The 15,262-nt window shown below is 53.6% G+C and carries 15 protein-coding genes; 3 read left to right on the top strand and 12 right to left on the bottom strand.

Annotation, left to right across the window (positions count from 1 at the left end):
• Positions 1-102: 102 nt before the first annotated feature.
• A complete protein-coding gene (locus tag OGV52_RS00280) occupies positions 103-699 on the bottom strand; it encodes a YiiQ family protein (protein ID WP_049282363.1) in 597 nt (198 codons plus the stop codon).
• 100 nt (positions 700-799) lie between these two features.
• On the opposite strand from OGV52_RS00280, the gene OGV52_RS00275 reads away from it, so the two are divergent.
• Positions 800-1,231 (top strand): DUF805 domain-containing protein, encoded by a 432-nt coding sequence (locus OGV52_RS00275; RefSeq protein ID WP_047497573.1) that lies wholly within the window; start codon positions 800-802, stop codon positions 1,229-1,231.
• 38 nt (positions 1,232-1,269) lie between these two features.
• On the opposite strand, the gene fpr is transcribed toward OGV52_RS00275, so the two are convergent.
• The 4 genes from fpr to OGV52_RS00255 form a co-directional block, all read right to left on the bottom strand.
• Positions 1,270-2,016, bottom strand: coding sequence for a ferredoxin--NADP(+) reductase (fpr, locus tag OGV52_RS00270; RefSeq protein ID WP_287107920.1), 747 nt, complete (start codon positions 2,014-2,016; stop codon positions 1,270-1,272).
• Positions 2,017-2,111: 95 nt separating this feature from the next.
• Positions 2,112-3,122: a class II fructose-bisphosphatase gene (glpX, locus tag OGV52_RS00265; RefSeq protein WP_287107919.1), complete on the bottom strand. Its 1,011-nt coding sequence runs from the start codon at positions 3,120-3,122 to the stop codon at positions 2,112-2,114.
• 135 nt (positions 3,123-3,257) lie between these two features.
• Complete coding sequence (gene glpK / locus OGV52_RS00260) at positions 3,258-4,766, bottom strand: glycerol kinase GlpK (RefSeq protein WP_016155254.1); 1,509 nt, start codon at positions 4,764-4,766, stop codon at positions 3,258-3,260.
• A 22-nt stretch (positions 4,767-4,788) separates the two neighbouring features.
• The gene (locus tag OGV52_RS00255) at positions 4,789-5,634 is read right to left on the bottom strand and encodes an MIP/aquaporin family protein (RefSeq protein ID WP_016155255.1); all 846 of its coding nucleotides are present in this window, start codon (positions 5,632-5,634) and stop codon (positions 4,789-4,791) included.
• Positions 5,635-6,062: 428 nt separating this feature from the next.
• Between OGV52_RS00255 and zapB the strand changes: the two genes are divergently transcribed.
• Positions 6,063-6,308, top strand: coding sequence for a septal ring assembly protein ZapB (gene zapB / locus OGV52_RS00250; protein ID WP_019077914.1), 246 nt, complete (start codon positions 6,063-6,065; stop codon positions 6,306-6,308).
• Positions 6,309-6,528: 220 nt separating this feature from the next.
• Here the strand turns inward: zapB and rraA are convergent, their stop codons facing one another.
• The 7 genes from rraA to priA all read right to left on the bottom strand — a co-directional run bounded on the left by rraA (position 6,529) and on the right by priA (position 14,515).
• Positions 6,529-7,014, bottom strand: coding sequence for a ribonuclease E activity regulator RraA (gene rraA, locus OGV52_RS00245; protein WP_008787034.1), 486 nt, complete (start codon positions 7,012-7,014; stop codon positions 6,529-6,531).
• 92 nt (positions 7,015-7,106) lie between these two features.
• Positions 7,107-8,036: a 1,4-dihydroxy-2-naphthoate polyprenyltransferase gene (gene menA, locus OGV52_RS00240; RefSeq protein ID WP_047497579.1), complete on the bottom strand. Its 930-nt coding sequence runs from the start codon at positions 8,034-8,036 to the stop codon at positions 7,107-7,109.
• A gap of 67 nt (positions 8,037-8,103) precedes the next feature.
• Positions 8,104-9,435: an ATP-dependent protease ATPase subunit HslU gene (hslU, locus tag OGV52_RS00235; RefSeq protein ID WP_003028803.1), complete on the bottom strand. Its 1,332-nt coding sequence runs from the start codon at positions 9,433-9,435 to the stop codon at positions 8,104-8,106.
• A gap of 9 nt (positions 9,436-9,444) precedes the next feature.
• Positions 9,445-9,975 (bottom strand): ATP-dependent protease subunit HslV, encoded by a 531-nt coding sequence (gene hslV / locus OGV52_RS00230; protein WP_003028805.1) that lies wholly within the window; start codon positions 9,973-9,975, stop codon positions 9,445-9,447.
• Positions 9,976-10,066: 91 nt separating this feature from the next.
• A complete protein-coding gene (gene ftsN, locus OGV52_RS00225; RefSeq protein ID WP_072034024.1) occupies positions 10,067-11,041 on the bottom strand; it encodes a cell division protein FtsN in 975 nt (324 codons plus the stop codon).
• A 93-nt stretch (positions 11,042-11,134) separates the two neighbouring features.
• Entirely contained in the window at positions 11,135-12,160 is a 1,026-nt protein-coding gene (gene cytR / locus OGV52_RS00220) for a DNA-binding transcriptional regulator CytR (protein WP_016157916.1), read from the bottom strand.
• Positions 12,161-12,316: 156 nt separating this feature from the next.
• Positions 12,317-14,515: a primosomal protein N' gene (gene priA, locus OGV52_RS00215; RefSeq protein ID WP_016155264.1), complete on the bottom strand. Its 2,199-nt coding sequence runs from the start codon at positions 14,513-14,515 to the stop codon at positions 12,317-12,319.
• Between the two features lie 257 nt (positions 14,516-14,772).
• On the opposite strand from priA, the gene rpmE reads away from it, so the two are divergent.
• Complete coding sequence (gene rpmE, locus OGV52_RS00210; RefSeq protein WP_008787040.1) at positions 14,773-14,985, top strand: 50S ribosomal protein L31; 213 nt, start codon at positions 14,773-14,775, stop codon at positions 14,983-14,985.
• Positions 14,986-15,262 lie beyond the last annotated feature (277 nt).

The following is a 15,262-nucleotide window of genomic DNA, read 5'->3' as shown; positions in this document are numbered from 1 at the left end:
CCACGCTTGTCAGCGAATTAAGGAATATGGCCGCCCGTCAGGGCAGCATGGTCTGTGAAACAGTATAGAGATTCGTCTGCGGAAAGGCTTTGCTTTTTGTCATCAATTCGCCTTCTCAAGACTATCTGATAGTGCCAGCTTAATCGGTTCAACAGCGAAGGTCAGCCCTTTTTCACCGTTATCTGCCACAACATAGCGAATTGCGCCTTCTGTTTCGGCGTAATAGTGTTTACCTTTGCCGGCAGCGAGCAGTTTTTGCAGCTTTTTCTGGCTCTGCTCTTTCGTCAGTAGCGGCGCGACGGTACGAATGACGGCGGTCATGTATTCCAGCGCTTTCGCTTTGGCCGCCTTTTGTTCTGGTCCCTGAATCGGCAACCAGGTTATCTGCATACTTTTGATTTTTAGCGTGCCGCGCTCAAGGGCGGAGGACGCATACAGGTTTTCATTGATTTTACTGGCCGCGCGGGTGAGGTTTGCCCGATCGCGGCTGCTGTCGATGGCGCGGAACTCATTCAGGATAAGCTTCGGATTCTGCGTATTAAAGTTTTCGCGAAACTGGCTAATCGACAGGTCAAAGGTCGGCGCACCCGCCAGTAAATAGGGGGCCGTGGTTGCCGTCGATGGCTCTTCCGCCCGTGCCGCAACGCTCGCGGTGAAGGCTGAAAACAATAATAAAAACAGTGTAAATCCTTGCTTCATCAATCGTACCTTTCGTTATGACTGCTCACGATTAAAACGGTAACTGTCGGGCTTGTCAAAAGGGTAAACTGTTCTGGAAGGTAATAATAAAGGAACTTACATGACCATACAGCAGTGGTTATTCTCATTTAAAGGGCGCATCGGGCGCCGTGATTTCTGGATTTGGATAGGTCTGTGGATCGTCGGAATGCTGGTTCTGTTCTCGCTGGCGAGCAAGCAATTACTCGATATTCAGACTGCGGCATTTTGTCTGGTTTGTCTGCTATGGCCGACGGCGGCAGTGACGGTAAAACGCCTGCACGATCGGGGTCGTTCTGGAGCGTGGGCGCTGCTGATGATTTTGGCGTGGATGCTGCTGGCCGGAAATTGGACGATGTTACCCGGCGTCTGGCAATGGGCGGTTGGTCGCTTTGTTCCGACGCTCATTCTGGTCGGCATGCTCATCGATCTGGGCGCGTTCATTGGCACCCAGGACGAAAATAAATATGGTAAGGATACGCAGGACGTAAAGTACAAAGCCGAGCGCCAGTAGTTGTCGACCGGAGAAGCGCAAGCGCCTCCCGGCAACCCTCACCAGTAGTGCTCAGCAGTCATATGGCCCGGTCGACGGCGCAGGTGTTTGGTCATCTGCCGGGTCTCTTTCAGCAGTTGCTGCGTGTCGCGTACCATTTGTGGATTTCCGCACAGCATCACATGGCTGGTTTCTTTATCCATTGGCAGCCCTACCGCCTTTTCCAGTTCACCGCTTTCAATCAGCGCCGGTACACGCCCGGTCAGCGAATCTACGGCTGTCTCACGGCTAACAACCGTCTGGATGCGTAATTTACCTTCGTAGCGCTTTTCCAGCGCCTGCATCAATGGCAGGTAGCTCAAATCGGCGGCATAGCGTGCGGCGTGGACCAGCACCAGATTTTTAAAGCGATCCAGGTCTTTGCCTAGTTGCAGAATCGACAAATACGGGCCGATAGCCGTGCCGGTTGCCAGCATCCATAGCGTTTCGCAATCAGGGACTTCATCCAGCACGAAGAAACCAGCGGCCTCACTCACCACCTGAACTTCATCGCCAGGCTTTAGCGCCGCCAGTTGAGGGCTGAGTTTGCCGTCGGGAACCGTCACCAGATAAAATTCTAAGTCGGGGTTATCGGGCTCATTCACGTAGGAATAGGCGCGCTGTACGCGCTCACCGTCGATCTCAAGGCCAAGCTTGGTGAACTGACCTGCAGTGAAAGGAAGAACCGGAGCTCGCACGGTCAAACTAAACAGGGCATCGGTCCAGTTCTGCACCTTTGTGACTTTGCCTGTTACCCAATCTGCCATGGTTTTCTCCTGTCTGCTTTGATTGCCTTATCTTCGTTCGTTGGACGAAAGATTTCCAGCCCGGATGGGCTGGAAGGCTCTATTGATCAAATCAATTACAGGATGTGCGCCTGCACATCGGGATCTTTGCGATCGAGGTAGTGAATCGACTGAATGCGGCGGATCGTGCGTGATTTGCCGCGGATCAACAGCGTTTCGGTGGTTGCGATATTGCCTTTACGGCTAATCCCTTCCAGCAGATCGCCTTTGGTGATGCCGGTAGCGGAGAAAATGACGTTGTCGCTGCGCGCCATTTCATCCAGACGCAGCGCTTTGCCCGCTTCAATGCCCATCGCGGTGCAGCGGGCCAGTTCCTGTTCGCCAATACGACGGTTCTCTTCGTTGTCGCCTTTGACGTCATGGCGCGCCAGCAGGCGGCCCTGCATGTCGCCGTCCAGCGCGCGGATGACGGCCGCGGAAACCACGCCTTCCGGTGCGCCGCCAATACCGTACAGCACGTCAACTTCGCTGTCTGGCATACAGGTCAGAATCGAGGCCGCAACGTCGCCGTCAGGAATGGCGAAGACGCGCACGCCCAGTTTCGCCATCTCTGCAATAACCTCGTCATGGCGTGGTTTTGCCAGGATGGTGACGGTCAGGTCACTCAGTGGTTTGTTCAGCGCGGCTGCAATGTTTCGCAGGTTGGTTTCCAGCGACAGATTCAGGTCGATGGACCCTTTTGCGCCAGGACCGACAATCAGCTTTTCCATGTACATGTCTGGCGCGTTCAGGAAACAGCCTTTATCGCCTACAGCCAACACCGCCAGCGCGTTCGCCTGGCCCATTGCCGTCATACGCGTGCCTTCGATAGGATCGACGGCGATGTCGACCGCATCACCGTGACCGGTTCCGACTTTCTCGCCGATAAACAGCATCGGCGCTTCATCAATCTCACCCTCGCCAATCACGATGGTGCCGTCGATGTTGACCTGGTTGAGCATAATACGCATAGCGTTCACCGCCGCGCCATCAGCGGTATTTTTATCGCCGCGGCCCAGCCATTTATAGCCAGCCAGCGCGGCCGCTTCGGTCACGCGTGAAAATTCAATGGCAAGTTCTCGTCTCATTGCAAACTCGTAGCTGAAAGGAATGGCGCGAAGTGTAGCACAGGGGAGGGGACTAGATTATTGATGTGTGTGCGGGGTTGCCCCCGCACGAAGATATTGCCGGACAAGGTAAAGTCGCCATCCGGCAATGACGAATTACTCGTCGTGATCTTCCCACGCCATGGCGCGTTTGACCGCTTTTTTCCAGCCGCTGTAACGGAAATTACGCTCGGTGGTTTCGATGCCCGGGCGGAATTCACGCTCGATGACCGCTTTCTCCTGCAGTTCATCCAGATTCTGCCAGAAACCTACTGCCAGACCGGCAAGGTAAGCCGCACCCAATGCGGTGACTTCGCGGACTTCCGGGCGCTCAACGCGCGTGCCGAGAATATCGGACTGGAACTGCATCAGGAAGTTGTTGGCGACCGCACCGCCATCGACGCGCAGGGCGTGCAGGCGAATACCGGAATCAGCCTGCATCGCTTCCAGTACGTCACGGGTCTGGTAAGCGATAGACTCAAGCGTTGCGCGGATGATGTGGTTGGAGTTTACGCCACGGGTCAGGCCGAAGATGGCTCCGCGTGCATACGGGTCCCAGTACGGTGCGCCAAGGCCTGTAAATGCCGGAACGACGTACACGCCGTTGGTATCTTTCACTTTAGTGGCGAAATATTCAGAGTCGAATGCATCGCTGATGAGTTTCATTTCATCGCGCAGCCACTGGATGGATGCGCCAGCCATAAATACCGCACCTTCCAGCGCGTAGTTCACTTCCCCGGTCGGTCCACAGGCGATGGTGGTCAGTAGTCCATTTTCGGACTTAACGGCTTTCTCGCCAGTGTTCATCAGCATGAAGCAGCCGGTACCGTAAGTGTTTTTCGCCATCCCTTCCTTCACGCACAGCTGGCCAAACAGAGCGGCCTGCTGGTCACCGGCAATACCGGAGATAGGAATACGAATGCCGCCTTTACCACCGATGTTGGTCTGGCCGTACACTTCAGAAGAACGACGCACTTCTGGCAGCATTGCACGCGGAATATCCAGCGCATCCAGCATCGTGTCATCCCAGTCCAGGGAGTGGATGTTGAACAGCATGGTACGAGAGGCGTTGGTGTAATCCGTTACGTGTACGCGTCCCTGCGTCATTTTCCAGATAAGCCAGGTGTCTACCGTACCGAACAGCAGTTCGCCGCGACGAGCGCGCTCACGTGAACCTTCCACGTGGTCGAGGATCCACTTCACTTTAGTGCCGGAAAAGTACGGGTCAATTACCAGACCCGTGTTATTACGGATGTACTCTTCCATTCCGTCGCGCTTGAGCTTTTCGCAGATATCCGCGGTACGACGACACTGCCACACAATTGCGTTATAGATAGGTTTACCGGTCTCACGCTCCCAGACGATGGTGGTTTCACGCTGGTTGGTAATACCGATCGCTGCAATTTCATCGGAACTGATATCGGCTTTCGCCAGAACTTCTACCAGCGTGGAGCTTTGGGTCGCCCAAATTTCCATTGGGTCATGTTCTACCCAACCTGCTTTCGGGTAGATTTGCTCGAATTCGCGCTGTGAAACGCTAACGATATTCGCATCGTGGTCCATTACGACCGCGCGGGAGCTGGTGGTGCCCTGGTCGAGCGCAACGATATATTTTTTTTCAGTCATGATTATTTGTCCCGTAGTCACATTACTGCGAAGCTTTTTGTTGAGTGTTGGTCGCAACGTCTTTCTCTTCAATCGCGCAGACATCGCACGGTAAATGGCGACCAATCAGTTTGCGATATGCCCATGCGCCTAAAATCGCGCCGGTAATCGGGCCAAACACCGGGACCAGGAAGTAAGGGATATCACGACCACCCGTGAAGGCAATCTCACCCCATCCGGCCATCCAGGCGAAGAGTTTCGGTCCGAAGTCACGTGCCGGGTTCATCGCAAAACCTGTTAGCGGACCCATGGAAGCACCAATAACGGCGATCAACAAGCCGATCAGCAGTGGTGCCAGCGGACCACGAGGTACACCGTTACCATCGTCGGTCAGAGCCAGAATCAGCCCCATTAGAATAGCGGTAATGACCATTTCAACCGCGAAGGCCTGCACAAAATTGATATGCGGGTTCGGATAGGTCGAGAAAGTACCTGCCAGACCCAGGCTCTCGGTACTGCCGCGCACGATATGGTTAGTTTGTTCGAAATCGATGAAAAGATTGTAATAAAGCCCGTAAACCAGTGCCGCTGCGCAAAAGGCGCCGGCAATTTGCGAAATAATAAAAGGAGCAACTTTGCGTTTATCAAAACAGGCGAACAGCCAGAGTGCGATGGTTACCGCTGGATTCAGGTGTGCACCAGAAACGCCTGCAGTCAGATAGATAGCCATCGCTACCCCCAGACCCCAGATGATACTGATTTCCCACTGACCAAAAGTAGCCCCAGCAACTTTGAGTGCAGCGACACATCCCACACCGAAGAAAATCAACAACCCGGTACCGAGGAATTCAGCAATGCACTGGCCTTTTAAGGTTGATGTTTGACTCATAATCGGATCCTGAAGAGAGTTTAATGTTTATTGTATGCGAGAAGGTCACTGACATCCCCGGAGCCGGTAGGCACACTGTTAATTTATCGTTAACGCTCAAAAACGAGAAATATCGAAATTGAAATGTGTGTACTCCATCAACAAAATGAGCGTTATCGCGCCATTTCGCGGTATTTGTTATACAAAAATAGTGTGAGCTGAATCATTTCAATGATCAATTCGTTAACACTTAAGAGTTATGATAGTAATGTCACCAGGAGAAAGACGAAAAGTGTTGCAAACCGCAATCTGCGCGGGATGCCGCTGGACAGGGATGACGCGGCTTCATACAATCGGTGTTAAGTAGAGTGCGCTCGTTTTTATTAAGGCGTCGCCGGTTATCGGGACGAGGATTTTTATCCATCAACGCCTTGCAATTCAGGAGAGGTATGACGATGTCATTAGAAGTGTTTGAGAAACTGGAAGCAAAAGTACAGCAGGCGATTGATACCATCACGCTGTTGCAGATGGAAATCGAAGAGCTGAAAGAAAAGAACAACTCACTGTCGCAGGAAGTTCAGTCTGCACAGCAGCAGCGTGAAGAGCTGGAGCGTGAGAACAACAACCTGAAAGAACAGCAGAACGGCTGGCAGGATCGTCTGCATGCCCTGTTGGGGCGTATGGAAGAAGTCTAATCCTCGTCATATTTCACGTTATGGCGGCGTTGGCTGCGTACATTCACCCCAGTCACATAGTGGCCTATGCTCCTGGGATTCACTTACTTGCCGCCTTGCCCTGACGCGAAATCTATAGAGGATGTAGACTGTGAGTGCCTGTAGGCCGGATAAGGCGTAAGCCGCCAACCGGCAATCAGTGACAACGCATAAAAAAGGCACCTTGCGGTGCCTTTTTCACTTACTCGATATCGAGCGGGTCTTCGGAGAGGATTATCCCGGTGTTGTCGGCGTACAGGTGGTCGCCGGAGAAGAATGTCACGCCGCCAAAGTTGACGCGCACATCGCTTTCCCCAATACCTTCTCCTGAAGCACCTACCGGAATTGCGGCAATCGCCTGAATGCCGATATCCAGTTCTTCCAGATCGTCTACCTGGCGGACTGAGCCGTAGATGACCAGACCTTCCCATTCATTCTGTACGGCCAGTCGCGCCAGTTCGGCATCGACCAGCGCACGACGGACAGAACCGCCGCCATCGACCAGCAGAATGCGACCACGGCCATTTTGTTCGAGCAGATCGTACAGCAACCCGTTGTCCTCGAAACATTTTACCGTGATGATTTGTCCGCCAAACGACGACCGTCCTCCAAAGTTAGAGAACAGCGGTTCCACGACGTTGACATCTTCCTGATAGATGTCACAAAGCTCGGATGTATCGTATTTCATAGGCTTAACGTTCAGTTGCTGCGAGAATTTTTAGTATATCGCGCTATGTGTACTGTTGGCAAAATCATCAATTGTTAATTGATATTTGTCAGTTAAAGAGACAACTGACTTAAGAAAATTCCAACGACAAACAGCAAGTTAGTTAATAGCGCCGCTTTTACGGTGCGTTCCAGCATCGGACGCATTGCCGCAGGATCCATTTCGCGCATCACGTAACGCGCCTGTTTGAAAAGCAGCGGAGCGGCAAGGATAAACAGCCATCCCCACAGACTTTGTAGCGAAAACAAGTTAAACAGCGCCAGGCAGACCAGCGTACCCATCAGCAGGCAGGCATGGTAGCGGCGGGCATTGACGGCACCTAAACGTACTACCAGCGTGTTCTTGCCGTTCTCTCTGTCGCTGTTGATATCGCGCAGGTTGTTGACGTTGAGCACGGCAGTTGCCAGCAGACCACAGGCGGTGGCAGGCAGAATCAGCGCCGGAATCAGCGTATGCGCCTGCAGATACCAGCTTCCCATCACGCTAAGCCAGCCAAAGAATACCAGCACGGAAATATCGCCCAGACCGATATATCCGTAAGGGCGATTACCCACGGTGTAGGTGATCGCCGCGATAATCGACAGGCCCCCAAGTACCAGGAAACCGACAAAATCCGCCAGCGTGTGACAGGCCACAGCAACCAGGGCCAGACCCGACAGACAGATCAACACCACGGTGACGATCAGCGCACGCTTCATCTGCTGTTGGGTGATAACCCCTTTTTGCATACCGCGCAGCGGTCCAATGCGGTCGGGCTTGTCGCTGCCTTTGACGGCATCGCCATAGTCGTTAGCGAGGTTGGACAGAATTTGCAGCAGTCCTGCTGTAATCAATGCCAACAGAGCAACCAGCGGATCGAAGTATCCTTGCCACCATGCTAATGCCGTACCGACGATGATCGCCGCGAAGGCGAGCGGTAAGGTCTTAGGTCGTAAACTTTCCAGCCAGGCTTGTGAGCGGCTAATTTTTTGTTGTTCAGTCATATTTAGCGCCAATAAAAATGGGGCTTTATCAGCCCCATCAACAGTGATGAAAATGCATTGAACGCGATTATAGGATAAAACGGCTCAGATCTTCATCTGCGACCAGCGCATCCAGATGTTTGCTCACATATTCGGCATCAATTGTGATGCTTTGGCCGTTTAAATCGCTCGCATCATAGGAAATATCTTCCATCAGACGCTCGAGAACGGTATGCAGACGACGTGCACCGATGTTTTCGGTGGTTTCATTGACCTGCCAGGCGGCTTCGGCAATGCGTTTAATGCCCGATTCGGTGAAGTTGATGTCCACACCTTCGGTCGCCATCAGCGCTTTGTACTGGACGGTGATGGAGGCATTCGGTTCGGTAAGGATACGCTCAAAATCGCTGGTGGTCAGCGCCTGCAGCTCGACACGAATCGGCAGACGACCCTGCAGTTCCGGGATCAGGTCAGACGGTTTCGCTACCTGGAATGCGCCAGAGGCGATAAACAGAATGTGGTCTGTTTTCACCATACCGTGTTTAGTGGAGACCGTGCAGCCTTCAACCAGCGGCAGCAGGTCGCGCTGTACGCCTTCACGGGACACGTCCGGGCCGGAGGATTCGCCGCGCTTACAGATTTTGTCGATTTCGTCGATAAACACGATTCCGTGCTGCTCAACCGCGTCGATAGCTTCCTGTTTCAGCTCTTCCGGATTCACCAGTTTGGCCGCTTCTTCTTCAATCAGCAGCTTCATCGCGTCTTTGATTTTCAGCTTACGCGGTTTTTGCTTCTGACCGCCCAGGTTCTGGAACATGGACTGTAGCTGGCTGGTCATCTCTTCCATTCCCGGAGGCGCCATGATTTCAACGCCCATCGGTGCGGCCGCGAGATCGATTTCGATCTCTTTATCATCCAGCTGGCCTTCACGCAGTTTTTTACGGAACGCCTGACGCGCTGCAGAAGGTTCCTGCGGCTGCTCTGACTGTCCCCAGTTATTTTTAGCTGGTGGGATCAGCACGTCGAGAATGCGCTCTTCCGCCATCTCTTCGGCACGGAAGCGGTTTTTCTCGATGGCCTGAACGCGGACCATTTTGATGGCAGCATCGGTCAGATCGCGGATGATAGAGTCAACTTCTTTACCAACATAGCCGACTTCGGTGAATTTTGTTGCTTCAACTTTGATGAACGGCGCGTTGGCCAGTTTTGCCAGACGACGGGCGATTTCGGTTTTACCGACGCCGGTTGGGCCAATCATCAGAATGTTTTTCGGCGTAACTTCGTGGCGCAGCTCTTCGTTGAGCTGCATGCGGCGCCAGCGGTTACGCAGGGCAATCGCCACGGAACGCTTAGCGTTATCCTGGCCGATGATGTGTTTGTTCAGTTCGCTGACAATTTCGCGTGGGGTCATTTCAGACATGGGGGATCCTTACGCTTTGGAGTTCAATTCTTCGATGGTATGGAAGTGGTTGGTATAAATGCAGATATCCCCTGCAATATCCAACGCTTTCTCAGCAATCTCGCGTGCGCCAAGCTCAGTGTTTTCCAGCAGAGCGCGTGCAGCAGCCTGGGCGTAGGGACCGCCGGAGCCGATGGCAATCAGATCGTTTTCTGGCTGGATGACGTCGCCGTTACCGGTGATGATGAGTGATGCAGTTTCATCCGCAACGGCCAGCAGCGCTTCGAGTTTGCGCAGCATACGGTCAGTACGCCAGTCTTTTGCCAGTTCAACGGCAGCTTTCACCAGGTGACCCTGGTGCATTTCCAGCTTGCGTTCAAACAGTTCAAACAGCGTGAATGCATCCGCAGTACCGCCCGCAAAGCCCGCGATGACTTTGTCGTTGTACAGACGGCGGACTTTCTTCACGTTGCCTTTCATTACGGTGTTACCCAGTGTGGCCTGACCATCACCGGCGATTACCACATGGCCGTTACGGCGTACGCTTACTATTGTTGTCACGAGCAGACCCCTTGGTTACAAATGCAAAACACAGGCCCCGCGCAGTATGCGGGGCGTAATGCAAGTATAGATGGGGGGGATTTTGGGGGTTTCAACCCCCAGTGGCGAGTCGAATGCAGTTTGTGTGACCAGCAACTTTCAGGCGGCTGATGGTGTTGTCGGCATTCTCTTTGCCTTTGACCGGACCAATGACCACGCGATTCCAGCCGTTATTGGTGGTAATACGTGAGTTGAAGCCTTCAAAAGCCAACTGCGCGCGCACGGTTTCTGCCTGCTCAGCGCCTTTAAATGAGCCGCACTGTACCATCCAGCGGCGTTCATCTTTTTTCTCCGCCGTCTGTTTTGGCGGCTGCGTTTCATTCGTTATCGGCGCGGCCGGCTGCGTTTTCGGCTGAGCGGCGGTGGTATGCGCAGGTGTTTGCAGTAGATCCTGATACGGCTGTTGGGCCGCCGGTTTTGGCTGCGCCTTCGGCTGCTGTACCGGTGCGGCTTGCGCAGTACGCGTTTGCTGCTGCTGGTTCGGCTGTTCCGTTACCCGTTGGCGCGGCTGTTGAGCCTGCTGTTGGGTGTTATTCCACTGCTGCTGTTGCACCTGACGCTGACGCTGCAGAGTTTGCTGGCGTTGTTCAGCAGTTTGTTCGTTCCACGGTACTTCGTTGAGCTGCGTTGGCTGTTGGCGCATATCGGCCTGCATTTGCGCCAACAACTGGCGCTGCTCATTGGTAAGCTGATCGGCGTTCAGTACCTCGCCGCCTGCAGACGGTTCGGTAGGCGCACGTACGCCAGGCTGACGGCTTTCCAGCTCTTTGATGTATCGCCAGCGCTCTTCCGGTTTTGGCGGGATGCCATTACCGGTGACTTTCTGGTTTTGCAGCGTTTCGGACTCTTCTTTCTTGTGATGCGTAATGAAGTACAGACCACCGATAAAGGTCACGAGTACGGCTGCAGCAATAGCAACCATAGCGGGCGATACCGCAGGCGTATTGCGTTGTTTTTTCCGTGATGTGCTCTTCTTGCGCCGCGAAGGTGCCGGTTGGCCGCGACGTACATAATCTCGTTGTGCCACTATCGTTTCGCTGTATTTATTCGTTCGTCAGCCCGCCATGTTACTTAAGCGGCGGGCCTTTGACCAGACAGGGGAGTCCGAAAGCACTTTACTTTACGTCAGTGCCCGGGTAGTACCCCGAATAATAAGCTCGCAGTCCAGTAAACGTGAGCCACTGCTGACGTTCTGACCTTGTAGTTGATCGAGCAGTAACAGCATAGCTTCACGTCCGATATCGAAACGCGGCTGTGCGACGGTTGTCAGGGGTGGATCACAAAATTCCGTGAGCGAAATATTATCAAAGCCAATGATGGATAAATCGTCAGGTACCTTCAGACCCTGACGTTTGGCGTAAGAGAGTGCCCCCAGCGCCATGACATCGCTGTGGCAAAAGACCGCAGTAGGTGGCTGTGGAAGCTCAAGGAGTTGCTTAAGCGCATTGGCTCCCGCTTCATAGGTAAAGTCACCACGCGCGATGAAATGCGGATCGACCGTAATTCCACTGCGACGCAATGCCTGAACGTAACCTTGCAGACGGTAATGGCACAGCGGCATATCCTCTGGTCCGGCGATACAGCCAATGCGTTTATGCCCCAGTTCCAGCAGATAGTTCATCGCGTTGAAGGCGGCGGTGAGATTATCAATGTGCACGGTGGGGAGTTCCAGCTCTGGCGCGAACTCGTTGGACATGACCATCGGCGGCAAGTTGCGCTGCTCTTCCACGCTGGCATCAAACGGCAGGCGCGAGCTGAGCAGCACCATGCCATCGATCTGCTTGGTGATAATGAGGTTGAGGAAGGTCTTTTCCTGCTGATTCTGGTGGGCGCAGTCGCCGATAAGCACCAGATATCCCTGCTCAGCGGCGGTCACTTCTATGCCGCGAATCACTTCGCTAAAAAACGGATCGCAGATATCCGGCACAATCACCAGAATGGTACGTGATTCATTACGCTTAACGTTGCGTCCCATTGATTGGGGTAAATATCCCACTTCCAGCGCAGCCTGTTCAACCTTGTTACGGGTTGACTGCGAGACTTTGTCCGGGTTCATTAACGCGCGGGATACGGTTGCCGTTGAGACTTTCGCCTTCAGAGCAACATCTTTCATCGTAGCGGCGGCAACCTGCTTATTCGGTTTCACTCTTTCTCCTCGCCAGAGAGCTGCTGGCACAGACTCGTCCTTGAATAGCCTTCATCTGAAACATTTTTATCAGATAGTTAATGGAAGCGGTTACAGAATTTTCATAAAAAGTGTGATGGATCTTTAATTTTACGATCCGCCTCGCATCGTGAAGGATTATCCCTCGATGGGATCGACATCCAGCACCCATTTTACTTTACGTGCATCGGGTAGCGTATTGATCAGCGCCAGCGTACCGCTGACGATATGCTGCAGGCGAATTCGCGACGGATGTTGCAACAAAATTTGCCAGCGATAGCGACCGCCGCGCTTGGGGGCCAGGGCGGGAACCGGGCCGAGCACCCACAGTTTGTCATCGGCAAGCGGACTGGCCTGGATCAGATTTCGCAACTGTTGTAAGAACATTGGCGCATGCTGGTTGTTATGATCTTCTGCCCGCACAATCACATGGCTGGTCCACGGTGGAAGCTGGAGCGTTTGTCGCTCGGCTAGCGCCTGCTCGGCAAACGCGTCATAACCTTTGTACAGCAAAGTTTGCAGCAGCGGATGTTCAGGATGGTGCGTTTGTAGCACCACTTCGCCCTGTTTCCCGGCGCGTCCTGCTCGCCCGGAGACCTGCGTGTAAAGCTGGGCGAAGCGTTCTGCCGACCGGAAATCTGCAGAGAATAGTGCGCCGTCAACGTCCAGAAGCGCCACCAGGGTGACGTCCGGGAAGTGGTGGCCTTTGGCCAGCATTTGCGTGCCGATCAGAATTCGTGCGCCGCCGCGATGTACTTCCGCCAGATGCTGCTCCAGCGACCCTTTACGGCTGGTAGTGTCGCGATCGATGCGTGAGATTGGCACGCCGGGGAAAAAAGGGGCCAGAGCCTGCTCAAGCTGTTCGGTGCCGAGTCCAACCGGAACCATATGCGTTGAGCCGCAGGAAGGGCACTGACGTGGTATTGGGCGCTGGCTGTCGCAGTGGTGGCAGCGTAAATGGTGCTGTGCCTGATGCAGCGTGTAGTAGTGATCGCAGCGCGGACATTCGGCAATCCAGCCGCAGTCATGGCACAGCAGCGCAGGAGCAAAGCCCCGGCGGTTCAAAAACAGGATCACCTGGTTATCCGCCTGCAGGTGCTGACGCATACGGGTGATAAGCGCAGGGGCAAGTCCGGCCTGCACCTGCTGACCTTTGAGATCCAGCACGTGCTGAGTGGCGGGGCGCGCATTTCCGGCACGACGCGTCAGGCGCAGCATGCGATATTTTTTCTGTCGCACGTTGCACAGCGTTTCCAGAGCCGGAGTGGCTGAGCCGAGAATAATCGGGATCTGCTCGCTGTGGGCGCGATAAACCGCGAGATCGCGCGCATGATAGCGCCAGCCTTCCTGCTGTTTATAAGAGCTGTCGTGCTCTTCGTCGATGACAATCACGCCGAGATTTTTAAACGGTGTAAACAGCGATGAGCGTGTGCCGATAACAATCGCCGCTTCGCCATTTTTTGCTTTCAGCCAGGCCGAAAGACGTTCGCTGTCGTTCAAACCGGAGTGCAGGACTTCGACTGGCGCATTGAAGCGTTCGCGAAAACGGGCAATAGTTTGCGGCGTCAGGCCAATCTCCGGCACCATCACCAGCGCCTGCTTGCCCTGGGCCAGGACATTTTCCAGTACGCTTAGATAGACCTCTGTTTTGCCTGAGCCCGTCACGCCCGCTAATAGCCAGGCGCTAAAACTGTCCGCGGCGCTGTGAATCGCCCCGACGGCGGTGGCTTGCTCGGTGTTCAGTCGAAGACGCTCACCGGAAACCGCGTAGTGGGTACGCCAGTCGCTAAAACCAGGCGTTTCGCTCGCCAGATCGCACAGCCCTTTTTTCCGCAGCGCCTGTAATGCGGCGTCATTAAATTCGAGCTCAGCCACCTGGTCGCGCCAGATTTTTCCCTGGCGTAGCGCAGCCAGCGCCTGCTGTTGCTTGGGAGAGCGCTTCAGGCTGTTGAGATCAATAACCTGACCTTCTTCAGTGGCAAACCAGTACCATATGGGCGCGTTTGTCGCCGGGCGTCCCTGGCGCAGCAGAATCGGCAGGGCGTGAAACAGTACGTCGCCGATAGGATGGTGATAATAGTCAGCCGCCCACAGCAGCAGACGCCAGACGGAGGTCGAATAAACCGGCTCGCTGTCCAGCACTTCGAGAACGGCTTTCAATTCGCTCAGCGGCAGTTCGCTGTGCTCGCTGACGGATAAAACGATGCCCACGCGCTCCTGTTGCTTGCCAAAGGGCACGCGTACACGACACCCAGCTTTGGCGCTCATGCCTTCTGGCAGAAGGTAGTCAAAGGTGCGAGGTAGCGGAACGGGTAAGGCAACATGCGCAACGGGCATTGAATCATCCTGACTTGAAATCTGGCGGGTTAGTATACACATTAGTGAAGGGTAGAATGCGGATCAGTTTGCATGAGCAGGTTAATTTCTGTATGATTCGCCGCCTTTGATGCAAATTGATTGCGTCAAACAATGACCATTACCCGAGAGTTTCAGGCTGTTGATGCAGCGTGAAAGGTGACGGGGAATAATTAACATCGCGTGGTGTCTGGCGTTAGGGCTGGAAGAGCGACGCGGCCTTAAACCGAGGTTTTCCCATGAAAAAAGATATTCACCCGAAATACGAAGAAATTACTGCAAACTGCTCTTGCGGTAACGTCATGAAAATCCGCTCTACCGTCGGTCACGATCTGAACCTGGACGTGTGCGGTCAGTGCCACCCGTTCTATACTGGCAAGCAGCGTGATGTTGCTACCGGTGGCCGTGTTGATCGCTTCAACAAGCGTTTCAGCATCCCAGGCAGCAAGTAAGTTTCAGCTGTCAGAAAAAAGCGCCTTATGGCGCTTTTTTTGTATCTGCGCCTGCAGACTGAAATTCGTATTGATGTATTGAATAATGTCTTTTATTTAATAAATAAAACAGCGTTTTTATTTTTACGATAAAATGTTTCAACTGGTGATCTGCGTCCTTTTTATCTTCTTGTTTTTGCCACTTATGCCAATCTTTGGCAAAATACCAAAGGTTTCTTCCTTCTTTCTAAAATACACTTTCGTGGAAATATAAAATTATTCTTATTCCTTCATCGTT

The organism is Citrobacter sp. Cb041 (assembly GCF_030336655.1).
Classification (GTDB): Bacteria; Pseudomonadota; Gammaproteobacteria; order Enterobacterales; family Enterobacteriaceae; genus Citrobacter; species Citrobacter braakii.
Note: the sequence above shows the minus strand (reverse complement) of the source record. Positions and strands in the feature narration are given on the sequence as shown.

Bases quoted from the DNA above. Each gene is read 5' to 3' on its own strand.
- OGV52_RS00280 (WP_049282363.1), bottom strand. From the start codon at position 699: ATGAAGCAAGGATTTACACTGTTTTTATTATTGTTTTCAGCCTTCACC.
- OGV52_RS00275 (WP_047497573.1), top strand. From the start codon at position 800: ATGACCATACAGCAGTGGTTATTCTCATTTAAAGGGCGCATCGGGCGC.
- fpr (WP_287107920.1), bottom strand. From the start codon at position 2,016: ATGGCAGATTGGGTAACAGGCAAAGTCACAAAGGTGCAGAACTGGACC.
- glpX (WP_287107919.1), bottom strand. From the start codon at position 3,122: ATGAGACGAGAACTTGCCATTGAATTTTCACGCGTGACCGAAGCGGCC.
- glpK (WP_016155254.1), bottom strand. From the start codon at position 4,766: ATGACTGAAAAAAAATATATCGTTGCGCTCGACCAGGGCACCACCAGC.
- OGV52_RS00255 (WP_016155255.1), bottom strand. From the start codon at position 5,634: ATGAGTCAAACATCAACCTTAAAAGGCCAGTGCATTGCTGAATTCCTC.
- zapB (WP_019077914.1), top strand. From the start codon at position 6,063: ATGACGATGTCATTAGAAGTGTTTGAGAAACTGGAAGCAAAAGTACAG.
- rraA (WP_008787034.1), bottom strand. From the start codon at position 7,014: ATGAAATACGATACATCCGAGCTTTGTGACATCTATCAGGAAGATGTC.
- menA (WP_047497579.1), bottom strand. From the start codon at position 8,036: ATGACTGAACAACAAAAAATTAGCCGCTCACAAGCCTGGCTGGAAAGT.
- hslU (WP_003028803.1), bottom strand. From the start codon at position 9,435: ATGTCTGAAATGACCCCACGCGAAATTGTCAGCGAACTGAACAAACAC.
- priA (WP_016155264.1), bottom strand. From the start codon at position 14,515: ATGCCCGTTGCGCATGTTGCCTTACCCGTTCCGCTACCTCGCACCTTT.
- rpmE (WP_008787040.1), top strand. From the start codon at position 14,773: ATGAAAAAAGATATTCACCCGAAATACGAAGAAATTACTGCAAACTGC.